Source organism: Streptomyces sp. 7R007, assembly GCF_054850255.1.
The window spans coordinates 40,911-64,469 of sequence record NZ_JBTWMV010000042.1 but is presented as its reverse complement, the minus strand read 5'-3'; the positions used below and the strand labels follow the sequence as shown (position 1 = coordinate 64,469).

General features: G+C 70.9%; 18 protein-coding genes, 1 other RNA gene and 1 pseudogene. 8 read left to right on the top strand and 12 right to left on the bottom strand.

The genetic code is table 11. The features are described from left to right. Both ACYF6T_RS35190 and ACYF6T_RS35185 read right to left on the bottom strand, forming a co-directional pair. Positions 1–300, bottom strand: a pseudogene (locus ACYF6T_RS35190) (hypothetical protein); the annotation flags it as partial. A gap of 247 nt (positions 301–547) precedes the next feature. After that, entirely contained in the window at positions 548–1,519 is a 972-nt protein-coding gene (locus ACYF6T_RS35185) for a LysR family transcriptional regulator (RefSeq protein ID WP_461701643.1), read from the bottom strand. 138 nt (positions 1,520–1,657) lie between these two features. Here ACYF6T_RS35185 and ACYF6T_RS35180 point away from each other — a divergent pair, with 138 nt between their 5' ends. The 7 genes from ACYF6T_RS35180 to ACYF6T_RS35150 all read left to right on the top strand — a co-directional run bounded on the left by ACYF6T_RS35180 (position 1,658) and on the right by ACYF6T_RS35150 (position 12,382). Next, on the top strand, positions 1,658–2,902 hold the full coding sequence (locus tag ACYF6T_RS35180; RefSeq protein WP_461701642.1) for an MFS transporter: 1,245 nt from the start codon (positions 1,658–1,660) through the stop codon (positions 2,900–2,902). Positions 2,903–3,092: 190 nt separating this feature from the next. Next, complete coding sequence (locus ACYF6T_RS35175; protein ID WP_461701641.1) at positions 3,093–4,388, top strand: ABC transporter substrate-binding protein; 1,296 nt, start codon at positions 3,093–3,095, stop codon at positions 4,386–4,388. Continuing rightward, on the top strand, positions 4,385–5,344 hold the full coding sequence (locus tag ACYF6T_RS35170) for a carbohydrate ABC transporter permease (protein WP_461701639.1): 960 nt from the start codon (positions 4,385–4,387) through the stop codon (positions 5,342–5,344). The genes ACYF6T_RS35175 and ACYF6T_RS35170 overlap by 4 nt, the downstream gene beginning before the upstream one ends. Further along, positions 5,341–6,165: a carbohydrate ABC transporter permease gene (locus ACYF6T_RS35165; RefSeq protein WP_461701638.1), complete on the top strand. Its 825-nt coding sequence runs from the start codon at positions 5,341–5,343 to the stop codon at positions 6,163–6,165. The genes ACYF6T_RS35170 and ACYF6T_RS35165 overlap by 4 nt, the downstream gene beginning before the upstream one ends. A 12-nt stretch (positions 6,166–6,177) precedes the next feature. Continuing rightward, positions 6,178–8,430, top strand: a complete 2,253-nt coding sequence (yicI, locus tag ACYF6T_RS35160; protein WP_461701637.1) for an alpha-xylosidase — start codon at positions 6,178–6,180, stop codon at positions 8,428–8,430. After that, complete coding sequence (locus ACYF6T_RS35155) at positions 8,430–9,437, top strand: LacI family DNA-binding transcriptional regulator (RefSeq protein ID WP_461701636.1); 1,008 nt, start codon at positions 8,430–8,432, stop codon at positions 9,435–9,437. Before yicI ends, ACYF6T_RS35155 begins: the two co-directional genes overlap by 1 nt. Positions 9,438–9,472: 35 nt before the next feature. After that, on the top strand, positions 9,473–12,382 hold the full coding sequence (locus ACYF6T_RS35150; protein WP_461701634.1) for a glycoside hydrolase family 3 protein: 2,910 nt from the start codon (positions 9,473–9,475) through the stop codon (positions 12,380–12,382). Here the strand turns inward: ACYF6T_RS35150 and ACYF6T_RS35145 are convergent. The 6 genes from ACYF6T_RS35145 to ftsE form a co-directional block, all read right to left on the bottom strand. Further along, the gene (locus tag ACYF6T_RS35145) at positions 12,369–13,355 is read right to left on the bottom strand and encodes an extracellular catalytic domain type 1 short-chain-length polyhydroxyalkanoate depolymerase (RefSeq protein ID WP_461701633.1); all 987 of its coding nucleotides are present in this window, start codon (positions 13,353–13,355) and stop codon (positions 12,369–12,371) included. The genes ACYF6T_RS35150 and ACYF6T_RS35145 overlap by 14 nt on opposite strands. A 105-nt stretch (positions 13,356–13,460) precedes the next feature. Then, positions 13,461–13,855, bottom strand: a transfer-messenger RNA (tmRNA) gene (gene ssrA, locus ACYF6T_RS35140). A gap of 89 nt (positions 13,856–13,944) precedes the next feature. After that, positions 13,945–14,499, bottom strand: a complete 555-nt coding sequence (smpB, locus tag ACYF6T_RS35135) for an SsrA-binding protein SmpB (protein WP_461701632.1) — start codon at positions 14,497–14,499, stop codon at positions 13,945–13,947. Between the two features lie 45 nt (positions 14,500–14,544). Continuing rightward, complete coding sequence (locus ACYF6T_RS35130) at positions 14,545–15,726, bottom strand: S41 family peptidase (RefSeq protein WP_461701631.1); 1,182 nt, start codon at positions 15,724–15,726, stop codon at positions 14,545–14,547. A 68-nt stretch (positions 15,727–15,794) separates the two neighbouring features. After that, complete coding sequence (gene ftsX, locus ACYF6T_RS35125) at positions 15,795–16,712, bottom strand: permease-like cell division protein FtsX (RefSeq protein ID WP_461701630.1); 918 nt, start codon at positions 16,710–16,712, stop codon at positions 15,795–15,797. 45 nt (positions 16,713–16,757) lie between these two features. Beyond that, a complete protein-coding gene (ftsE, locus tag ACYF6T_RS35120) occupies positions 16,758–17,447 on the bottom strand; it encodes a cell division ATP-binding protein FtsE (RefSeq protein ID WP_190202671.1) in 690 nt (229 codons plus the stop codon). A 277-nt stretch (positions 17,448–17,724) separates the two neighbouring features. On the opposite strand from ftsE, the gene ACYF6T_RS35115 reads away from it, so the two are divergent. Next, positions 17,725–17,916 carry a hypothetical protein gene (locus tag ACYF6T_RS35115; protein ID WP_461701627.1) on the top strand — a complete coding sequence of 64 codons (192 nt, stop codon included), beginning with the start codon at positions 17,725–17,727 and terminating at the stop codon, positions 17,914–17,916. A gap of 117 nt (positions 17,917–18,033) precedes the next feature. On the opposite strand, the gene ACYF6T_RS35110 is transcribed toward ACYF6T_RS35115, so the two are convergent. The 4 genes from ACYF6T_RS35110 to ACYF6T_RS35095 form a co-directional block, all read right to left on the bottom strand. After that, positions 18,034–18,657 (bottom strand): hypothetical protein, encoded by a 624-nt coding sequence (locus ACYF6T_RS35110; RefSeq protein WP_461701625.1) that lies wholly within the window; start codon positions 18,655–18,657, stop codon positions 18,034–18,036. A 288-nt stretch (positions 18,658–18,945) separates the two neighbouring features. Next, positions 18,946–20,052 (bottom strand): peptide chain release factor 2, encoded by a 1,107-nt coding sequence (gene prfB / locus ACYF6T_RS35105; protein WP_461701623.1) that lies wholly within the window; start codon positions 20,050–20,052, stop codon positions 18,946–18,948. A 390-nt stretch (positions 20,053–20,442) separates the two neighbouring features. Beyond that, positions 20,443–21,735, bottom strand: coding sequence for a serine/threonine-protein kinase (locus ACYF6T_RS35100; RefSeq protein WP_461701622.1), 1,293 nt, complete (start codon positions 21,733–21,735; stop codon positions 20,443–20,445). Positions 21,736–21,846: 111 nt separating this feature from the next. Further along, the gene (locus ACYF6T_RS35095) at positions 21,847–23,523 is read right to left on the bottom strand and encodes a serine/threonine-protein kinase (RefSeq protein WP_461701621.1); all 1,677 of its coding nucleotides are present in this window, start codon (positions 23,521–23,523) and stop codon (positions 21,847–21,849) included. Between the last annotated feature and the right edge of the window lie 36 nt (positions 23,524–23,559).

Sequence of the window (23,559 nt, the reverse complement as noted above, 5' to 3'; positions counted from 1 at the left end):
GGACGCCTCCTGTGCGCCCCGCGCCTCGCGCAGGCGCAGGTCCTGCTGCAGCCCGACCGCGTCCAGCTGGACGGTCACCTCGTGCGGGTCGTGCGTGTGGTCCTCGCCGGCGGGGGGTTCCCAGGGGTCGCGCGGTGTGGGAGCAGCGGGGGGCTCCCAGGGGTCGCGCGGCGCGGGGACGCCAGGCGCGCCGGCGGGCAGCACGGCGGTGTCCTCGGCGTCGTCGGACGGACGCCGGAAGACGTCCCACCGCGGCGCTCCGGTTTCCTCCGGTGCCACGAAGGCCCGGTCGACGAGCACCTCGGTGTCCTCGCCCGTCGCCGCAGCGTTGCGAGGCCCGGATGGCGCATCGGCCCACTCCGGTTGGGCGTCATCACGCCACTTTTTCACGCGCACAAAATCCCCCACGGGAGAGCTCACAGGTGCGCGTACGACCCGAGCACACGTCGACCGGACCGGGCCCCCACCCGCTCCGAGCGCCCCCCTTACCACACCGTGCTCAGGCCTACGAATGTAGCGCACATGGAGCCGGTGTGATGGTGATGTGTCATTTGCGCAGGTTGATCGTGTCCACGTCAATGGCTGGAATCCATCCATCGGCCGGCCGCCGGAGCCAGCCCTCGGCCGCGGCGAGCTCGGCCGCCGCGCGTCGAAGCGCGTCGAATCCCGGATGTACCAGGCCCTTCCGCCACACGAGGGAAACCGGCGACAACGGGACCGGATCGACCAGGGGCCGCAGCACGGTCCGGGGCATGGCGGGAAAGTCCGCCACCGCGAGAACCGGGTTCCGCGTCTTGGCCATGATCCGCTCGAACTCCTCGTGTCCGACGGCGAGCGGTGCGGGCGGCGCGACCTCGATGCCCCGCCCGTCGAACAGCCGCCGCGCGAGATCCGTCCACTCCGGCGTCCGGGGATTGCCGGCACCGGCGTACACCGTCTCCCCCGCCAGCGCGGCGAGCGGCACCTCGGGCAGGGAGGCCAGCCGGTGGTCCTCGGGCAGCACCACCGCCATCGGTTCGTACCGCACCGGCTGGTGCTCCAGCCCCGCCCGCAGCGCCGCGTCCAGCCCGGCGAACCGTCCGAAGGAGGCGTCGAGCCGCCCGGCGACCAGTTCGCCCGCGGCTCCGGTCAGCCCGCTCTCGTAGCGGGCCATCAGCTCCTGGTCGGGGGCGAGTTCGCGGGCCCGGTGCAGCACGCGGCGCCCGGTGACCAGGCCCGGCGCGTTGAGGTCGACCAGCAGGGGGCGGGCCTGCCCGAAGGCGGCGAGCAGCTCGTCCTGCGTCCGCAGCACCCGGCGCGCGTGCGGCAGCAGGCGTTCGCCGTCGGCCGTCAGCGTCACCTGCCGGGTGGTGCGCACGAACAGCTCCGCGCCGAGCTGCCGCTCCAGCCGCCGCACATCCCGGCTGAGCGCCTGCTGGGCGACGTAGAGCCGGGCCGCGGCCCGGGTGAAGTGCAGCTCCTCGGCCACGGCGACGAAGGCGCGCAGGAGACGGGGGTCGAGATGGGTCGGGGCCGGCATCCGGCGAACGTACAACACGACCCACCGCACAGGGTGCGCCCCTGCGACAGGCCGGCTCCCGATTCACCACACCCGTGCGTGAATCGGCGCCAAGAAGGTGTTGGACCCCTTGATCGCCCCCGCGCCACCGTGGTGTCCATGCCGCAGCCCACGCCCCGGAACCCGCCGCTGTTCACCGTGACCGCCGACACCCTCGCGGCCGTCGACTTCACCTCCCGGCGCGAGACCCGCCGGCGCCCGCCGGGCCCCTACCGCCGCCTCCTCGCGATCCCGGGCGCCCGTGCCTTCACGATCGGGAACCTCCTGGCCCGGCTCCCGATGGGCATGTTCAGCGTGAGCGCGGTCGTGATGATCGCCGGGGCGCGCGGCTCGTACGCGCTCGCCGGCGCCGTCACCGCGACCGGCCTCGCGGCCACCGGACTGGTCGCCCCCTTCACCGCCCGGCTCGTCGACCGGCACGGCCAGGCCCGGATCGCCGTGCCCGCCACGGCGTTCGCCGTCCTCGGCTCGCTGGCGCTGCTGCTGTGCGTGCACTACGACGCCCCCGCCTGGACCCTCTTCGTCTCCCACGCCGCCACCGCGACGACCCCCAACACCGGCGGCATGTCCCGGGCCCGCTGGGCGCACCTGCTCAAGGGCGACGAGCGGGCGCTGCACACTGCGAACTCCTTCGAGCAGGCCGCCGACGAGCTGTGCTTCATGCTGGGCCCGGTGCTGGCGGCCTTCCTGTGCGGGACGTTCTTCCCGGAGGCGGGCACGCTGACCGGGGCGGTGCTGCTGCTGACCGGCGTGCTGCTGTTCGCCGCCCAGCGCGCGACCGAGCCGCCGGTCCACGCCCGCACCCCGGCCCGCTTCCCCCTCCACGTGCCCCTCCTCGCCGTCTGCCTGGCCCTGGGCGCGGTGTTCGGCGCGCTGGAGGTCACCACGATCGCGTTCGCGGACGCACACGGTCACCGTGCGGCGGCGGGGGTCGTCCTCGCGTTGCAGGCGGCGGGGTCCTGCGCGGCGGGCCTGGTGTTCGGGGCCGTCGTGCCGGCCGGTCCGGCGGAGCGACGGCTGCCCTGGTGCCTGGCCGCGATGACCGCCCTGCTGACCCTGCCCCTCCTGGCACCTTCGCTGCCGCTGCTGGCCGGCGCCCTGCTGGTGGCCGGCATGGCGACGGCGCCGACGATGGTCACCACCATGACGCTGGTGCAGCGCCGCACCCCCGAGGGACGCCTCAACGAGGGCATGACCCTGGCGGTGACCGGCCTGCTCGGCGGCATCGCGTGTGGCTCGGCGACGGCCGGCTGGATGGTCGACCACCTCTCCACGGCGGCCGGCTTCGGCGTGCCGGCGACGGCGGCGGCCCTGGCGCTGATGATCTCCCTCACCACCCGCTGACCGGCACGGCACCGGAACAACTCCGAAGACCCATTCCCGTCAAATGCATTGACGCGCCCACAGCGCGCACCTACCTTCCTCCGTCGAAGCGCTTCGACGCCTCGCATCGAATCGATTCGACGACTGTCGTCGGACCGGCCCGTCGCGCGGCGCCGCTCCGAAACCCATCCGGCTCCCCTGGAGGCACGGGATGTTGACAGCACGAAGGCGTGTGATGACGGTCACGGCGGCGATCCTGGGCGGATCGCTGCTGCTGACCTCCTGCGGGGGCTCGGACAGCGGGTCCTCCGACGCCAAGACGCTCAGGCTCTGGCACTACGAGGGCCCCGACAGCGCGATGGGCGTGGCCTGGAACGAGGCGATCAAGGAGTTCGAGGCCCAGCACCCGGGCGTGAAGGTGAAGTTCGAGGAGAAGGGCTTCGACCAGATCCAGAAGACGGCGCCCATGATCCTGAACTCCTCGGACGTACCCGACCTCATGGAGTACAACAAGGGCAACGCGACCGCGGGCCAGCTGTCGAAGCAGGGCCTGCTGACCGATCTGACGGCGGAGGCCACCAAGCGCGGCTGGGACAAGAAGCTCAGCGCGGGCGTCGCCACGACCAGCAGGTACGACACCAACGGGGTCATGGGCTCCGGCAAGTGGTACGGCGTGCCCAACTACGCCGAGTACACGATGGTCTACTACAACAAGGACCTGTTCAAGAAGTACGGGATCGCCGAGCCGAAGACGTTCGACGAGCTCACGGCCGCGATGGACGCCTTCGTGAAGAAGGGCGTCACCCCGCTCGCCAACGCCGGCGCCGAGTACATGGCCCAGCAGTACCTCTACCAGCTCGCCCTGTCCAAGGCCGACCGCTCGTGGGTCGACAAGTACGAGCTGTACAAGGGCAAGAACGACTTCCACGACACGGCGTGGACGTACGCGGCCACCACCTTCGCCGACTGGGTGAAGAAGGGCTACATCAGCAAGAAGTCGACCAGCACCAAGGCCGAGGACGCGGGCGTGTCCTGGATCCAGGGCAAGGCGCCGATCCTGTTCTCCGGCAGCTGGTGGTACGGCCGCTTCCAGTCCGAGGCGAAGTTCGACTGGGACAGCGGCCTGTGGCCCGGGTCCGACCTGACCCTGGGCTCCGGCGGCAACCTCTGGGTGGTCCCCAAGAACGCCAAGAACAAGGAGCTCGCCTACGACTTCATCGACATCACCATGTCGAAGAAGATCCAGAACCTGCTCGGCAACAAGGGCGGCGTCCCGGTCGCGGCCGACACCAGCGCGATCACCGACGCCAAGTCCAAGCAGCTGATCTCCGACTTCAACACCCTCAGTCAGCGCGACGGACTCGCCTTCTACCCGGACTGGCCGGTCAACGGCTTCTACGACGTCCTGGTCTCCGAGACGCAGAAGCTGATGACGGGCAGCGAGAAACCGGACGCCTACCTCAGCGCCCTGCAGACGGCGTACGACAAGGGCGTGCCCCAGCAATGACGGTCACCGTCGAACGGGGCGCGCGGGCCGTCGGCAAGCATCCGCACGCCGGCCCGCGCCGCCCCCGTACCCGCGACTCCTACGCCCTGTTCCTGCTCCCCGGGCTCCTCGCCTTCACGGCGATCATCGTCGTGCCGTTCCTGATGAACACGGGCGTGAGCTTCACCGAGTGGCAGGGCATCGGCAGCCCGAAGTGGACGGGGCTCGCCAACTACCGCGAGCTGATGGACGATTCCGAGTTCTGGGCGTCGTTCCGGCACAGCCTGTTCATGGTGGTCGCCATGGCGGCCGTGCCGACGGTGATCGGACTCGTCCTGGCGGCCGCCCTGTTCGACTACGTCGGCCGGCACTTCGGCAGCAGGGTCGCCGCGGTGCTGCGCGCCTGCTTCTACCTCCCGCAGGTGCTGCCGATCGCGGTCGCCGGCATCGTGTGGAGCTGGATCCTCGCACCGGACAACGGCTCGCTCAACGAACTGCTGAAGGCGGTCGGGCTCGGCTCCTGGCAGCAGGACTGGCTCGGCGATCCCGACATCGCGCTCTACAGCGTCATGGGCGTGATGGTGTGGGTGCAGATCGGCTTCCCGCTGGTGGTCTTCATGGCCGGACTGCAGCGCGTGGACCCGCAGTTGCACGAGGCGGCCGAGCTGGACGGGGCCGGCTGGTGGCGGCGCTTCTGGCACGTCACGCTGCCGCAGATCCGGCCGGAGATCTACGTCGTGCTGACCTGGTGCACGATCGCCGCGCTCAAGGTGTTCGGCGCGGTGTACGTGCTGACCAAGGGCGGGCCCGGCGGCGCGACGGACGTGCCCTCCTACTTCTCCTTCTCCACCTTCTTCGAGAAGACCCAGGTCGGCTACGGCGCCGCGATCTCCACCATCCTCACCGTGATCATCCTGGCCCTCTCGCTGATCCTGCTGAGGCTCCAGACCCGCAGCGAGGAAGGGAACCGCGCATGACGACCGCCCTGCGCCGCTACCCGGTGCTGATCGCCCTGTGCATAGCGGCCCTGTTCATGATCGTCCCGTTCCTGATCGTGGCGGTCAACGCGGTCAAGTCCCCGGCCGAGTACTCCGCCAACGGCCCGCTCAGCCTGCCCAAGGGCCTCTACCTGGACGGCCTGAAGGACTTCTGGGAGCGCGTCGACTACGGCCAGAAGCTGGTCAACTCCGTGCTGATCAGCGGCTCGGTGGCGGTGGGCGCGGTCGTGCTGTCGGTGCTCAACGCGTACGCGATCGGCATCGGCCGGATCAAGGGCCGCACCTGGGTGCTGGCCTTCTTCGTGCTGGCCAACATGCTTCCGCAGGAGGCGCTGGTCTACCCGGTCTACTACCTGAGCAAGGAAGTCGGCCTCTACGACACCAGGTTGAGCGTCATCATCGTCTTCACGGTGATCCAGGCGGCCTTCGGCACCTATCTGCTCTCCTCCGTGCTGGGCGAGTTCCCTCGCGAGATCATCGAGGCGGCCCGCATCGACGGTGCCAACAAGTGGCAGGTGCTGTGGCGGATCGTCGTGCCGGTCAGCCGGCCGACCATCGGCGTGCTGATGGTCTTCTTCTTCATCTGGACCTGGAACGAGTTCCTGCTCCCCCTGGTCATGCTGATCTCCAACGACAACCAGACCGTGTCGGTGGCGCTCGGCGTCCTCCAGGGCCAGCGTCTGATGGACGCCACGATGACCAACGCGGCCGCCCTCCTCGGGGTGCTGCCCGCCATCGTCTTCTTCCTCGTCTTCCAGCGGACGCTCACCCGCGGCATCGCCGTGGGAGCCGTGAAGTAAGGACCCCCCCCCATGAAGTTCACCGATGGTTACTGGCTGCTGCGCGAGGGCGTCACCGCGGCCCACCCCGTCGAGGTCCTCGACGTCACCGCCACCGAGGGCTCGCTGGAGATCCACGCGCCGACGCAGCCCATCCGCCACCGCGGCGACCTGCTGAAGGGACCGGTCGTGACGATCAGCGCGCACAGCCCGATGCCCGACGTCATCGGCCTCACCTTCACCCACTTCGAGGGCGAGCAGCCCCGCGGCCCCGAATTCGACGTGCGCACAGAGGAGTTCACCCCCCACGCGGAGTACGACGAGGAGCACGCGACGCTGACCTCCGGCGCGCTGTCGGTCCGGGTGGCCCGCACCGGGCCCTGGCACGTGGACTTCCTCGCGCACGGCCGGACGCTGACCACCAGCGGCCCCAAGAACATGGGCATCCTGCGGGACACCGCCACCGGCGCCCACTACCTGCGCGAGCAGCTCAACCTCGGGGTGGGCACCTCCGTCTACGGCCTCGGCGAGCGGTTCGGGCCGCTGGTCAAGAACGGCCAGGTCGTCGACATCTGGAACGCCGACGGCGGCACGGCCACCGAACAGGCGTACAAGAACGTCCCGTTCTACCTCACCGACGCCGGCTACGGCGTCTTCGTCGACCACCCGGGCAAGGTCTCCTTCGAGGTCGGCTCGGAGGCGGTCTCCCGGGTGCAGTTCAGCGCCGAGACGCAGGAGCTGACGTACTACGTCATCTACGGCCCGAGCCCGAAGGACGTCCTGCGCAAGTACACGGCCCTCACCGGCCGTCCGGCGCTGCCGCCCGCCTGGTCGTTCGGTCTGTGGCTGTCGACGTCGTTCACGACCTCGTACGACGAGGAGACGGTGACGTCGTTCATCGACGGCATGCGCGAGCGTGAACTGCCGTTGTCCGTCTTCCACTTCGACTGCTTCTGGATGCGGGAGTTCAACTGGTGCGACTTCCGGTGGGACCCGCGCGTCTTCCCCGACCCCGAGGGCATGCTGAGCCGGCTGCACGAGCGGGGGCTGCGGGTGTGCGTGTGGATCAACCCGTACATCGCCCAGCGTTCGCCGCTGTTCGCGGAGGGCAAGGCGCTCGGGCACCTGCTGAGGCGGCCGGACGGCAGCGTGTGGCAGTGGGACATGTGGCAGCCCGGCATGGCGCTGGTCGACTTCACCTCGCCCGCCGCCCGTGACTGGTACGCGGCCAAGCTGGAGGCGCTGCTCGCCCAGGGCGTCGACTGCTTCAAGACCGACTTCGGCGAGCGGGTGCCGGTGGACGTGCGCTGGTCCGACGGCTCGGACCCGGAGCGGATGCACAACTACTACACGTACCTGTACAACCGCACGGTCTTCGAGGTGCTGCGCAAGCACCGCGGCGAGCAGGAGGCGGTGCTGTTCGCGCGGTCGGCGACCGCCGGCAGCCAGAAGTTCCCGGTGCACTGGGGCGGCGACTGCGAGGCGACGTACGAGTCGATGGCGGAGTCGCTGCGCGGCGGGCTGTCGCTGGGGCTGTCCGGCTTCGGCTACTGGAGCCACGACATCGGCGGCTTCGAGGGCACCCCGACGCCCGCCCTGTTCAAACGCTGGCTGGCGTTCGGGCTGATGTCCTCGCACAGCCGTCTGCACGGCTCCTCCTCGTACCGGGTGCCGTGGCTGTTCGACGAGGAGTCCGTGGAGGTGCTGCGGGAGTTCACGCGGCTGAAGCTGAGCCTGATGCCCTACCTGTACGAGGCCGCGCGCACCGCTCACGCCGAGGGCGTGCCGATGATGCGGGCGATGGTGCTGGAGTTCCCGGACGATCCCGGGTGCGCGCATCTGGAGCGGCAGTACATGCTGGGCCCGGACCTGCTGGTGGCGCCGGTCTTCAGCGACGAGGGCGACGTCGCGTACTACGTGCCCGAGGGCACCTGGACGCACTTCGTCAGCGGGCGGGAGGTCACCGGGCCGCGCTGGGTGCGTGAGCGGCACGGGTTCCTCAGCGTGCCGTTGCTGGTGAGGCCGGGCGCCGTGATCCCGGTGGGCGCGGTGGCCGACCGGCCCGACTACGACCATGCCGACGGCGTCACCCTGCGGGCGTTCGGGCTGCGACGGGGCGCGCAGGTGACGGTGCGGGTCGGGGAGGTGGCCTTCACCGTCGTACGCGAGGGGGACACGCTGCGGGCCTCGTGCAGTGACCCGGTGGCGCCGTGGAACCTGGCGGCCGGGGAGCGCACGGCGCGGGCGCGGGCGGGGACCGGGTTCCTCTCGCTGGAGCTGGGCTGATGGTGAAGATCACCGATGTGGCCCGGCACGCCGGCGTCTCCCCCAGCACCGTCTCCTACGCGCTCAGCGGCAAGCGCCCCATCTCCGAGGAGACCCGGCGCCGGGTCGAGGAGGCCATCCGCGAGCTGGGCTACCGCCCGCACGCCGGCGCCCGCGCCCTGGCCAGCAGCCGCTCCAACGTGCTGGCGCTGGTGATCCCGTTACGGACCGGGATCCATGTGCCGGTGGTGATGCAGTTCGCGGTGTCGGTGGTGACCACCGCGCGCCGTCACGACCACGACGTGCTGCTGCTGACCCAGGAGGAGGGCGAGGACGGGCTGCGCCGGGTCGCCGACACGGCGCTGGTCGACGCGCTGATCGTGATGGACGTCCAGCTCCACGATCCGCGGCTGCCGTTGCTGCGCTCGCTGGACCGGCCGTCCGTGCTGATCGGGTTCCCCGCCGAGCCGGCCGGGCTGACCTGCATCGACCTGGACTTCAAGGCGGCCGGCGAGGCGTGCGTGGAGCACCTGGCGCGGCTCGGGCACCGGGTGGTGGCGCTGGTGGGGTCGCCGCCGGAGGTGTACGTGCGGGGGACGGCGTTCGCCCAGCGGGTCGTGCAGGGCTTCACGGCCGCCGCCGACCGCAGCGGGCTGTCCTCCTCGGTGCACCCGTGCGAGGCCTCGCCGGGCGCCGCCCGTCTGGTCGCCGAGCAACTGCTGCGCGAGCAGCCCGCGTTGACCGGGGTCGTCGTGCACAACGAGGCGATCCTGGAGCCGCTGACCGACGCCTTCGAGCAGCTCGGCCTGCGCGTGCCGGCCGATCTGTCCGTCACCGCCATCTGTCCCGACGAGACCGCCGAGAACCTGCGCGTCCCCGTCTCCTCCGTCGCCCTGCCGTCCGCCGAGGTGGGCGAGCGGGCGGTGCGGCTGCTGATGAAGAAGCTGGGCGGCGGCGCCGTACCGGAGGCGACTCTGCTGCCGCCGCGGCTGACGGAGCGCGCGAGCACGGCACCACGCAACGCCTGAACGTCCTCAGTGCCCCCATCCGAAGGAGCCGTGACATGAAAGGCACCAGAAGCAGACGGAGAACCACCCTCTTGACGGCGCTGGTCCTGGTCGCGGGCCTGGGCGCCACCGTCCCCGCCCACGCCGACGACCCGGTCTACCCCTTCCGCGACCCGGACCTGCCGGTGGCCGCCCGTGTCACCGACCTCCTGAGCCGCCTCACCCTCGACGAGAAGATCTCCCTGCTGCACCAGTACGAACCGGCGATCCCCCGGCTCGGCATCCAGTCCTTCCGCACCGGCACCGAGGCCCTGCACGGCGTGGCCTGGCTCGGCAAGGCCACCGTGTTCCCGCAGGCCGTCGGGCTGGCCTCGACCTGGGACCCGGCCCTGATCCGGCAGGTCGGCTCGGCGGTCGGCGACGAGGCCCGCGGCTTCCAGCAGACCCGCCCGGCGGGCTGGGGGCTCAACCTGTGGGCGCCGGTGGTCAACCTGCTGCGCGACCCGCGCTGGGGCCGCAACGAGGAGGGCTACTCCGAGGACCCGTATCTCACCGGCGCGATCTCCACCGCCTACGGCACCGGCCTGACCGGCGGCGACCCCGACCACCTGAAGACGGCCCCCACCCTCAAGCACTTCCTCGCCAACAACAACGAGGTCCACCGCGACACCACCTCCTCGGAGCTGCGCCCGCGCGTGCTGAAGGAGTACGACGAGCAGGCCTTCAAACCGGCGATCGAGGCGGACGCGGCCACGGGCGTGATGTCGTCCTACAACCTCGTCAACGGCCGCCCCGACACGGTGAATCCGGCCCTGGACGACACCGTCCGCAGCTGGACCTCCCAGCGGCTTTTGAACGTCACCGACGCCTACGCGCCCGGCAACCTGGTCGGCAGCCAGCAGTACTACGGCACCCAGGCCGAGGCGGACGCGGCGGCGCTGACGGCCGGCATCGACAGCTTCACCGACAACGACACGGACTCCGGGCCGACGACGGCCGCCATCAAGTCCGCTCTGGCCGGCGGCCTGTTGAAGGAGTCGGACATCGACAAGGCCGCCGGTGACGTGCTCGGCGTCCGCGTCCGGCTGGGCGAGTTCGACCCGGGCGGCGGGAAGTACGGCTCCATCGACGCGTCCGTCATCGACAGCCCCGCCCACCGGAAGCTGGCGCGCGAGGCGGCGACCGAGGCCGCCGTCCTGCTGAAGAACCAGGGCGGCGCGCTGCCGTTGAAGAACTCGGCCAAGGACGTGGCCGTGGTCGGCCCGCTCGCCGACACCCTCTACACCGACTGGTACTCCGGCACCCTCCCCTACGCCGTCACCCCCAAGGACGGCATCGAGGCCAGGCTCGGCACGTCGGTGGCGAGCAGCGAGGGCGTCGACCGCATCGCGCTGAAGGACACGGCGACCGGCAAGTACGTGACGGCGGGCACCGGCGAGGCGGGCGCGGCCCTGAAGGAGACGGACGCGACCGGCGCCACCGCGCAGTTCGACGTGTTCGACTGGGGCTCCGGCGTCGTCACCCTGCGCTCGGCCGCCAACGGCAGGTACGTCGGCTACAACTGGGCGGACTTCGTCAACGACCAGACGCAGCCGAACGGTTGGTACGTCCAGCAGCAGTTCAGGCTGGAGGCGCAGGACGACGGCACGTACCTGCTGCGGTACGCGGGCTACGAGACCGAGGAGTCCTGGTGGTCCAACCCGGTCTACCTCGGCCCGACCGGCGCGGACGGCACGCTGGGCCTGGTGACCAAGGACCAGGCCGCCCACTACGCCAAGGACGTCGTCCGCAGCGGCGTCGACGAGGCCGTGGCCGCGGTCAAGGGCAGGGACACCGCGGTGGTCGTGGTCGGCTCCGACCCGTCGATCAACGGCCACGAGGCCCACGACCGCACCGACATGGGCCTCGCCCCCGCCCAGGAGTCCCTGGTCAGGGCGGTACGCAAGGCCAACCCGCACACCGTGGTGATCGTCGAGAACAGCTACCCGACCACGCTCGGCTCGCTGCAGAAGGAGGTCCCGGCACTGCTGTGGACCACCCACGCGGGCCAGGAGACCGGCAACGCCCTCGCCGACCTCCTCTACGGCGACGCCAACCCCTCGGGCCGCCTGACCCAGACCTGGTACCGCTCCGCGTCCGACCTGCCCTCGATCCTCGACTACGACATCATCAAGTCCGGCCGCACCTACCAGTACTTCACGGGCCGGGCGCTCTACCCGTTCGGCTACGGGCTGTCGTACACCTCCTTCCGCTACGGCGCGCTGAAGAAGGCGGGCGCCGGCTACGAGGTCGCGGTCACCAACACCGGCAGCCGGGCCGGCGACGAGGTGGTCCAGCTCTACGTCCACCAGCGCGCCTCCCGCGATGAGCAGCCGCTGAAGCAGCTCAAGTCCTTCGCGCGGGTGTCGCTGAAGCCGGGCGAGACGAAGACCGTGCGGCTGAGGCTGCGCTCGTCGGACCTGGCGCACTGGGACGTGACGCGCTCCAGGTGGGTGGTGGAGAGCGGCACGTACGACGTCCTGGCCGGCGCGTCCGCCGACGACATCCGGTCCCGGACGACGTGGGCGGTGCACGGCGAGACGATCCCGCCGCGCGACCTGGCGAAGACCACCCGGGCCGAGAACTTCGACGACTACTCCGCGATCCACCTGGTCGACGAGTCGAAGGCGAGCGGCACCGCGGTGTCGGCGGCCTCGGACGGCGCCTGGCTGAAGTTCGCCGACACCCAACTCGGCTCGGGGGCAGGCGAGTTCAGCGCCCGCCTCGCCGGCGCCGCCGGCACGGTCGAGGTACGGCTCGGTTCGCCGGCCGGCACCCTCGCCGGCACCGCGCACTTCGCGGGCACCTCGTCGCCGTACGCCTACACGACGGTGACCGCGGCGCTGTCGGCGGCGGCGAAGGGCCGGACGGACGTCTACCTGGTGCTCGGCAAGGGCGTACGCCTGTCGACGTTCACCCTGCGCTGAGGTTCCAGGCCGCACCGAGCCGGTAGGCCGCGCACAGGTTCACGTCGAGGAGGTAGGCCCCGGCGCTCCCGCACTGCTCGGTGCCGGTGCCGGGGTCGACCGGCTGGCCGTGGCCCATGCCGGTGATGCTGTAGGTCTCCACGGCGGTGTTCCCCGCCGGGTCCCTGAAGACCTGGTGGGGATAGCCGGCGACGGTGTCGCTGACGTCGGCGGTCTGGTCGGCGCCGTGCACGTTCGTCCACTGCTTCATCAGGTCGGTCATGTTGACGGGCTTGACGGTGTAGTCGGCGGTGCCCTGGAAGACGGTGAGCGCGGGCCAGGGCCCGGTGTAGCCGGGACGGGCGGCACGCACCCGGTCGCCCCACTGGGCCGCCGTCTGGGTGGCGCCGACGTACATGCACACGTACGGCGATCCGGCGGCCTGCGCGCACCCGTACGGCAGCCCGGCGGCGATCCCGCCGGCGGCGAACTTCTCGGGGTAGGCGGCCATCATCACGGCGGTCATGGCGCCGCCGGCGGACAGGCCGGTGACGTAGACGCGGGAGGCGTCGCCGGCGGTGTCGGCGAGCTGCCGGTCGACCATCTGCGCGATGCTGGCGGCCTCGCCCTGGCCGCGTGCGATGTCCCCGTTCTGGAACCAGTCGAAGCAGGAGGAGGCGTTGTTGGCGGTCGTCTGCTGGGGCAGCAGGACGGAGAACTTCCAGCGGTCGGCGAGCTGGATCCACCCGCTGCCGGTGCCGTAGCCGGCGGCGTCCTGCGTGCAGCCGTGCAGCGCGACGACGACCGGGCGGCCGGCGGGCAGCCCGTCGGGGTCGTAGCGGAACATGCGCAGGGCGCCGGGGTTGGTTCCGAAGCCGGTGACCTCCTGGAGGGAGGCGGCGCGTGCGGTGCCCGGCGCGGCGAGGGAGAGGAGGGCGACCAGCAGGGTCACCAGGACGGCGAGGCGTCGGTCTGCGGCTCTGGTCTGTGTCATGAGCAGGGACGGTAGAAGCGGCAACCACCCGCCGACATGTTGGCGGACCCCATAAACACGACGAGGGCCCGGTGGTCTGAGACCACCGGGCCCTCAACATGGAGAGTGTGGAGATGGCGGGAATCGAACCCGCGTCCAACGGTGCGGAACCAGGGCTTCTCCGTGTGCAGTTCGCTGTGATTTTCTCGGCCCCGGCGATCACGCGAACAAGTCGCCGACGGGCCCAGTCACTGTTTGGTTTCCCTCTTCACCCCGTGACCGGGATCGAGGTTTAGTCCCCTAGCTGATGCCAGGATCCGGGTCGGGAACAAGCCCGGGCTGACACTCCCATCAAGGAGCTATTCGATCACTACCTGATCAGGCAGCGAGAGCGAAGAGCTCGGGAGAATCGCTCTTGGAATTGGCGATTATTTTTTTCGGCCTGTGGTTTACGAGATCATGGCCGCTTTCTCGACACGCTTCCCCTGCTTCGACAGCCGCTGTCGAAACCGATCATCCCCATGTTGTGTTGTCAAACCGCGCACCCGCTGTGAGGTGCGGTCCCATCGTACGTGACCAACGCCCGCCGATGCCACCGTATTCCCGCGGGTCAGGCGCCCCGCTGCTTGCGCTTCGCCGCCGCGATGGCGCGGTCCGCCTCGCGCCGGTCCTGCTTCTCGCGGAGGGTCTGGCGCTTGTCGTACTCCTTCTTGCCTCGCGCGAGCGCGATCTCGGCCTTGGCGCGGCCGTCCTTGAAGTACAGGGCGAGGGGCACGATCGTGTGACCGGTCTCGTCCGCCTTGACGGACAGCTTGTCGATCTCCTCGCGGTGCAGCAGCAGCTTGCGCTTGCGGCGCGCGGAGTGGTTGGTCCAGGTGCCCTGGGCGTACTCGGGGATGTGGGCGTTGTACAGCCACGCCTCGCCCCCGTCGACCTGGACGAAGCCGTCGACCAGCGAGGCCCGTCCCTGGCGCAGCGACTTGACCTCGGTGCCGGTCAGGACGAGACCGGCCTCGTAGGTGTCGATGATCGCGTAGTCGTGCCGGGCCTTCTTGTTCTGGGCGACCAGCTTGCGCTTGCCGCCCTTCTCGCCGTCCCTGGCCTTGGCGGCGCCCCCGCCCTGCTTGGGCTGGGCCTCCTTGGGTACGTACATTCCCTTGCTCATAGTGCCGTCCATTTTCGCACTACGCAGGGGGTCCGGGGCCAGCCCTTAATCGGCGTCCCCGAGGCCGCTGAGCACGGTCTCCGCCCGCTGCAGGGCGGCCGGCGCGTCGGCCTGGTCGATGTCCAGGTCGGGGGTGATGCCCCGGCCGTCCACGCTGCGGCCCGAGGGGGTGCGGTAGTGGCCGACGGTCAGCTCGGCGACCGAGCCGCCGGGCAGCTCGCTCGGCATCTGCACCGAGCCCTTGCCGAAGGTGCGGGAGCCCACGACGACCGCCCGGCCCCGGTCCTGGAGGGCACCGGTGAGCAGCTCGGCCGCGCTCATCGTGCCGCCGTCGACGAGCGCGACCAGGGGTCTGGTGGTGTCGCCGCCGGGATCGGCGTGCAGGGCGCGCTGGGCGCCCTCGACGTCGTAGGTGGCGACGAGGCCGCCGTCGAGGAAGGCGGAGGCGGCGGTGACGGCCTCGGTGACCAGGCCGCCGGAGTTGCCGCGCAGGTCGAGGATGACGCCGGCGTCGGCGGGGGCCTGGCGGACGGCGGCGCGCACGACGTCGCCGGAGCCCTTGGTGAACGCGGCGATCCTGATGACGGTGACGCCGTCGGCGAGTTTTCGGACGGTGACCGAGTCGGTGGACAGACGGGCGCGCCGCAGGGTCTGCGTCCACGCGCGCGTGCCCCGCTGGAGGCCGAGGGTGACGGGCGAGCCCGCGTCCGCGTCGGTGGCGTCGCCGCGCAGCAACGAGACGACCTCGGTGACCGGGCGCCCGTCGACCTTCTGGCCGTCGACGCTGCGCAGCCGGTCGCCCGCGCGGATGCCGGCGGCGGCCGCGGGCGAGCCCTGCTGCACCTTCGTCACCTCGATACGGCCGTCCCGCTCGCGCCGGGCCCACAGGCCGACGCCGGTGTACCGGCCGTCGAGGGCCTCCTGGAACTCCTCGTACTCGCCCTGGGAGTAGACCGCTCCCCAGCGGTCCCCGCTGCGGCTGACGGCGCGCTCGGCGGCCTCCATGGGCGACTTGCCGTCGGCCATGGCCTCCTCGGCGGCCTTCGCGACGTCCTCGTGGTGGCTGGCGGGGACGGCCGAACGGGCGTCGCCGGATGCCGATTTCCGGTCGGCCTCGGGCAGGGAGCCGGTCGCCGCACCGGCCACGAGCACACTCGCGAACAGCAATGTCAGGGCGGCCCCGCGGCGGATGCGGCGGGGCTGGCAGAACAGGTCGCGACCCGACATGCCGGTGAGTCTAGGACAACGCGAGAGGGCCGCAGGGGCTGTTGCCCGTACGGCCCTCTTGGCGTGCGTCACACCTTCAGGTACTTGCGCAGCGCGAAGAACGCGGCCAGCGCGGGCATCAGCAGGCTGGTCGCCAGGATGAGCGGAAGCTTCGTCAACACGGCGTCCCAGCCGATGAAGTTGATCAGGTTCAGCTTCTGGGAGAGCGCCAGGCCGTGGTCGATGATGAAGTACCGCGCGATGACCAGGAAGGCGCAGGCCACCGTGCCGCCGATGAGCCCGGCGACCGCGGCCTCGGCGATGAACGGCGCCTGGATGTAGAAGCCCGAGGCGCCGACCAGGCGCATGATGCCGGTCTCACGCCGGCGGCTGAAGGCGGAGACGCGCACGGTGTTGACGATCAGCATCAGCGCGACCACCAGCATCAGTGCCATCACCGCCCGCGCGGCCCAGTTCATGCCGTTGAGCAGACCGAACAGGTTGTCCAGGATGCCCTTTTGGTCCTGCACCGACTGCACGCCGTCCCGGCCGTCGAAGGCGGTCGCGATGACCTGGTACTTCTGCGGGTCCTTCAGCTTGATCCGGTACGACTCCTGCATCTGGTCCGGCGTGAGGGAGCTGGCCAGCGGGGAGTCGCCGAACTGCTCCTTGTAGTGCTTGTAGGCCTCGTCCTGGGACTCGTAGGTGACCGTCTGCACGACCGACATCTTCTTCAGGTCGGCGAGGATCTGCTTCTTCTGGTCGTCGGTCACCGCGCCCTTGGCACAGTTGGGGTCGGACTCGGCGTCGCTCTTGTTGCAGAGGAAGATCGAGACGTTGACCTTGTCGTACCAGTAGCCCTTCATGGTGGTGACCTGGTCGCTCATCAGGAGCGAACCACCGAAGAGGGCGAGCGACAGGGCGACGGAGACGATGACGGCGAACGTCATGGTCAGGTTGCGGCGGAGACCGACACCGATCTCGGAGAGTACGAACTGGGCGCGCATGGCCTTGGGGTCAAACCTTTCCGGGAACCGTCGAACCGTCGGGCGTCAGTGCTGGTAGCCGTAGACGCCGCGGGCCTGGTCGCGGACGAGGCGGCCCTTCTCCAGCTCGATGACGCGCTTGCGCATCTGGTCCACGATGTTCTGGTCGTGCGTGGCCATCACGACGGTCGTACCCGTCCGGTTGATCCGGTCGAGCAGCTTCATGATGCCTACGGAGGTCTGCGGGTCGAGGTTGCCGGTGGGCTCGTCGGCGATGAGCAGCTTGGGCCGGTTGACGAACGCCCGCGCGATGGCGACGCGCTGCTGCTCACCACCCGACAGCTCGCCGGGCATCCGGTCCTCCTTGCCGCCGAGCCCGACCAGGTCGAGCACCTGCGGCACGGACTTGCGGATCTCGCCGCGCGACTTGCCGATGACCTCCTGCGCGAAGGCGACGTTCTCCGCCACCGTCTTGTTCGGCAGCAGCCGGAAGTCCTGGAAGACCGTCCCCAGTTGGCGCCGCATGTGCGGCACCTTCCAGTTGGACAGGCGTGCGAGGTCCTTGCCCAGGACGTGCACCTGCCCGTGGCTGGCCCGCTCCTCGCGGAGGATCAGCCGCAGGAAGGTGGACTTTCCGGAGCCGGAGGACCCCACCAGGAACACGAACTCGCCCTTCTCCACTTCCAGGGAGACATCCCTGAGCGCAGGACGGTTCTGCTTGGGGTAGACCTTGGAGACGTTGTCGAATCGGATCACGGATGCACCACGGGTAGCCGGGGGTAGATGAGCGTGACCATACGCGACCCGGGTGTGCGAGCGCAGTCGACGGTCGGGGTTGCGTCACAGTTGTACGGTTTATGCCCCCGAAGCCGCCCGTCCCGGCGTCCCGGCGTCCCGGGCACGAGACGAAGCCCACCCGGGCCGGTCCGGGCGACCCCGCGCGGGCGTGCGCGGAACCTGGCACAGTGGAGGGGGAACGTTCTCGTTTCCGAGGACGTTGTCTACGTGGAACCGGTGCAAGGAGGGCGAGCGCATGACGTACGACCGGCTGGTGTGCGCGAACTGCGCGGCGCCCGTGAGCGAGGGCCGGTGCCCCGTGTGCCGTGCGAACCGCGAGCGGCTGCAGCAGGAGAACTTCTTCGCGAGTCTGAACCCGATGGCGCTGATCGCGCTGCTGGCGGTGCTGATCGCCGCCGTGGCGCTGCTGGCGCACCAGACCGCGTAGAGCAGGGCACGGGCGCGTACAGAGACGTCCGAGGGGCCCGGAGCGAAGCACGCTCCGGGCCCCTCGTCACGGATCACCGCGCACGCTGTGCGCACGGACGACCACGGTCGACCACCGTCAGGCGGCCGCACCGCCCCGGCCGCCCATCAGACGCGGCAGCACACGGAAGCCGACGCCGCCGGCGATCATCGTGGCCGCGCCGATCACCAGGAACGTCGTCTGGCCGGCACCGGTCTCGGCGAGCTGCGCGCCGCCGCCCTGGGCCTGCGTGTCGGACGAGGTGTCCGAACCGGTGTCGGTGAGGTTCGAGGTACCGGCCTCCTGCGCGGAGGTGTCGGAACCGCCGTCGGGGTCGGTGTTGCTGTTGCCGGAACCGCCGTTGCCGTTTCCGTTGCCATTGCCGTTGCCCGTGCCGCTGCCGTCGGTCGGCGCCGCGGTGGTCGGGTCGTCGGTGGGCTCGGTCGGCTCCTCCGTCGGGTCCGTGGGCTCGTCGGTCGGGTCCTCGCTGGCCGGCGGGGTGGTGACCGGGTCGGTCGGCAGCTCGGTGGCCGGCGGAGTGGTCGCCGGCGCGGTCGTCTCGTCGTCGTCGCCGAGGGCGGCGGTCACGGCGACACCGCTGTCGTCGGTGCTCACGCCGAGGGACAGCGCGGAAGCGGCACCGGCGGCGGTCAGGGAGGCGCCCGCAGCGATCACGGCACCGGCGGCTATCCGCGCGATCCGGATCCGCGTCTTCTTGGTCATATGGTTGCTACCCCCAGTAGCTCATCGTCAGTGAGGCGGCGCTCGGGGCCGTGATCGACGGGAGTAGCTGCGCTGAGGTCCCCCGGTTCACATGCGCCCCAGAGATACGCATGCCACGCTTCACCCAACCCATTTTTCACAGCAACGTCAAGGCCGTTGCGCACGCAATGTCCAGTTAGGTTCCCTTTAACAGGAGTTGGAACCTGTGAGTGTGATGTAAAACCCAGACAAACGACAACTGCCGCCCAACGGACGGCAGTTACCAAGTCGACAAATGGACGTGCGGGGTTACTTCTCCTGCTGCTTGCGCCAGCGAATCCCGGCCTCCAGGAAGCCGTCGATCTCACCGTTGAAAACGGCCTCCGGGTTGCCGACCTCGAACTCGGTGCGCAGGTCCTTGACCATCTGGTACGGGTGCAGGACGTACGAACGCATCTGGTTGCCCCAGGAGTTGCCGCCGTCGCCCTTCAGGGCATCCATCTTGGCCTGCTCCTCCTGCCGGCGCCGCTCGAGGAGCTTGGCCTGCAGGACGTTCATCGCGGTGGCCTTGTTCTGGATCTGCGACCGCTCGTTCTGGCAGGAGACGACGATGCCGGTGGGCAGGTGGGTGATGCGCACGGCGGAGTCGGTGGTGTTGACGCCCTGACCGCCGGGGCCCGAGGACCGGTAGACGTCGATCCGCAGCTCGCTCTCGTCGATCTCGACGTGATCGGACTGCTCGACGACGGGGAGGACCTCGACACCGGCGAAGGAGGTCTGGCGCCGCCCCTGGTTGTCGAAGGGCGAGATGCGCACGAGCCGGTGCGTGCCCTGCTCGACCGACAGCGTGCCGTAGGCGTACGGCACCTGGACGGCGAAGGTGGTCGACTTGATGCCGGCCTCTTCGGCGTACGACGTCTCGTAGACCTCGGTCTTGTAGCCGTGCCGCTCGGCCCAGCGCAGGTACATGCGCTGGAGCTTCTCGGCGAAGTCGGCGGCGTCGACGCCGCCGGCCTCGGCCCGGATGTTCACGAGCGCCTCGCGGGCGTCGTACTCGCCGCTCAGCAGCGTCCGGACCTCCATCTCGTCCAGCGCCTTGCGGACGGCGGCGAGCTCGGACTCGGCCTCGGCGCGGGTGTCCGGGTCGTCCTCCTCCTCGGCCATCTCGAAGAGCACGGCGAGATCGTCGATCCGCGAGCGCAGCGCCTCGGCCTTCCTGACCTCGGCCTGGAGATGGCTGAGCTTGCTGGTGATCTTCTGCGCCTCGTCCGGGTTGTCCCACAGGGACGGCGCGGCCGCCTGCTCCTCGAGCACGGCGATGTCTGCCCTCAGCTTGTCGAGGTCCAGAACGGCCTCGATCGACTCCATGGTCGAGGAGAGGGACTTGAGCTCTTCGGATACATCGACGACTGCCACGCCTCCAGCGTAACGGCTCCGCCCACGCCCCGACGCCGACCCTCCACCCCCCACAACGACGACCCCACAACCGGCCTCCCCGGCACATCCAGACCGACGCCCTCCCCCGCCAAGCCCCCCAGACCCAGCCCTCGGCACATCGAACACGGCAGTCCCAGCATGCGGCCCCGCCGGCGTCTGAGGAGCGGGGGCCCGGACGGCGCTGGCCCCGGAGCGGGGTGCGGGGGGCGGGGCCTCGTGGGGGTGCGGGGGCGGGGCCCCGTGAGGGGTGCGGGGGACGCAGTCCCTGCCGGGGTTCAGGGGGCGGAGTTTTCTGGGTGGGGGTGAAGGGGCGGTAGGCCCTGGGGGTGGGGTGGGTAGGGGCGGCGGGGGCGAGGACAAGGTGGACCGTCACGGCGAGGGCGGTGCCGAATGACGTGTGTCCTGCGGCGCACCCCCCGCGTCATCTCCCGACACGGCCCACCAAGCTCCCACCCCACCCCCGACCACCAACACCAACGCCGCCGCCCCCAACGCCAACCGCCGCCGTCGCTGCTGCACAGCCCGATGCCGGGCCGACCCCGGCCGAGGCGCCCCCGCAGCCCGCGGCACCCGAGCCGTCCCCCGCGCACCCCCGGCCAACTCGTCCGGCCCCGGCACCCGCATCGACGTATGCGTGTCCCGGTTGGAGTCGGCCGGCTTGGCCCCCGGCACCAACGGCACGGCCCCCCGCCGCACCGTCCCCGCACCGGCCGGCACCACACCCTCCCCGCCGACTCCACCGACCCCGGCACCGGCACCGGCGGAGGCCGTCGACCCCGCCTCCTCGACGTCCTCCGCCGGCTCCACGTCCGGCTCGTCCACGTCCAGCGGCGGCATCCCCGCCAGCATCGGCAGCAACTCCCGCAACCGCACCCCGAGCTCCGACGCCCGCAACCGCGAGGCCGGCGCCTTCGCCAGACACTGCACGATCAGCTGCCACAACTCGTCCGGAATCCCGGGCAGCGGAGCCACCGTCTCCGTGACGTGCCGCCGCAGCACCGCCCCCGGATGCCCCCCGCCGAACGGGGTGAACCCGGCCAGCAACTCGTACAGCACGGTCGCAAGCGCGTAGATGTCCACCGCGGCCCGGGGCGGCAGCCCCTCCACGATCTCCGGCGCGAGATAGTCCGGCGTACCGATGATCTTCGTGGCCCGCGTCCGCCGCGGAGAGTCGATCAGCTTCGCCACGCCGAAGTCGGTCAGCAGCGCCGGATGCGCGCCCCCGGGCCCCAGCGGCCCCTGCATGTCCAGCAGCACGTTCTCCGGCTTGACGTCCCGGTGCACGACCCCCGCCGCGTGCGCCGCCGCCAGCCCGTCCGCGACGTCCGCGACGATCGCCACCGCCGCCTCGGGCGCCAGCCGCCGCTCCCGGTCGAGCCGGGTGCGCAGGTCGGTGCCGCGCACGAGGTCCATGACGAGGGCCAGGTCGTTGCCGTCGACCACGAGGTCCCGTACGGAGACGACGTTCGGGTGCTCCAGACCGAGCAGCGCCGTGCGCTCCTGCACGAAGCGGCCGACGAGCTCCTGGTCGGACGCGAGATCCTCGCGCAGCAGCTTGATGGCGACCGGCCCCTCCGGCCCCTCACCCAGCCACACCGTGCCGGCGCTGCCCCGCCCCAGGATCTGGTTCGCGGTGTACCGGCTGCCGATCTTCCGTCCCAAGACTGCTCCTACCGACGCGTGTTGCCGACAAAACTACGCGTCGAAGCAGCCGGCCTTCACCACGGAGACGGAAATCACCCGCCAGATGTCGACAAATCCCCAAACCAGCGATCAGTTGCCGGTGCTGGAGGACCCGCCGAGATCCCCGATCCAGCCCGTGACCGTGTCGAACCAGTCCTTCAGCTGGGCGAAGTAGCCCTTGCCCGTGCCGATCCAGTCCTGCAGCGGGCTCAGTTCCCAGATCAGCCAGCCCGCGACGAACAGGATGACGATCGTGAACAGGCACCCCTTCAGGCAGCCGAGCCCGGGGATCTTCATCCGGTTGGGGCTGGACTGCCGCGGCTGCCGGGGCTCGCGGACGGGCCGCTGCTGCTCCGGCGGCGGCGCGTACCGCTGCGGCTGCCGGTGCTGCGGCGGGGCGTACTGCTGCGGCTGTTGCTGCCGCGGATAGCCGTACCCCTGCTGCGGCCGCTGCTGCTGGGGCCGCTGCTGCTGGGGCCGTGGCGGGGGCTGCTGCGGGCGGGCGACCTGCCGGTGCGGGCGGCGGCGCAGCGGGTCCTCGTTCGGGTCGAGGTACTGCACCTGCGTCTGCTCGTTGCGGTCGCGGGCGGCGCGCAGCTGGGTCTGCCAGGGGTGCGGCTGCTCGGGCTGCCCGGGCTGCTGCCCCTGACCGGGCTGCCCCGGCGGCATCGGCGGCATGACGGCCGTCGGGTCGGCCGCCCCGGTGTTCGGCAGTACGGCGGTGGGGTCGGCGGCGCCGACGGGGCCGGGCCGGCCGGTGGTGGGCAGGACGTTGGTCGCGGCGTTCGGGTCGTAGCCGCCCGTGGAGTGCGGCAGGACCTGGGTCGGGTCGGCGGAGCCGGGGACGGCCGCCGGCATCGGGTCGGGGGCGAGCAGGGCCCCGACGTTCTCGGCGGCGGCGATCTGCGCCGAGTTCGCGTGCACGCCGACGCCCTCGGCGACCACGCGCAGGGCCCGGGCGAGGTTCTCGGCGCTGGGCCGTTCGTCGGGGTTCTTGCGCAGGCAGCGCTCGATGACCGTCCACAGCGGGTCCGGGACGGTGGAGGGGCGGCGCGGCTCGGCGCTCAGGTGCTGGTGCAGGACTTCGAGCGCGGAGCCGCCGGAGAACGGCGGATGGCCGGTGACCAGCTCGTACAGCAGGATTCCGGCGCCGTAGATGTCGACGGCGGAGGTCTGCGGGCGGCCCTCGGCGGACTCCGGGGCGACGTACGCGGGCGTGCCGACGAACTCGTGGGTGCGGGTCAGGCCCGGGGAGTCGGCCAGACGGGCGATGCCGAAGTCGGTGAGCATCGGGTGCATCTGGCCGCCGTGCTGCCGGAGCAGGACGTTGGCCGGCTTCAGGTCGCGGTGGACGACGCCGTCGGCGTGGCTGGCGGCGAGCGCGTCGGCGATCTGGGCGGTCAGCAGGGCGGCGCCGACGGGGCTGAAGGGGCCGTTCTCGCGCAGGTAGCGGTGCAGGTCGGGGCCCTCGACGAGGTCCATGACCAGCGCCAGCAGGTCGCCCTCCACGACCAGGTCGCGCACCCGGACGATGTTCGGGTGGGTCAGGCGCAGCAGGACGGAACGCTCTCTGAGGAACCGCATCACGATGTCGGGATCGCTCGCGAGCTCTTCCTTCAGGACCTTGATCGCGACGGTTTCGCCGGGCTGACCGGGCACGGCGGCCTCGGCCCCCGCGGCCTCTCGCTGGCGGGCTCGCCAGACGGTCCCGGTGGCGCCGCGTCCGAGCGGTTCCTCCAGGAGGTACTTGCTGCCTACCGGCCGCACGTCATGCGCTCCCTGCTGCTTGCCTGTGTTCCGACC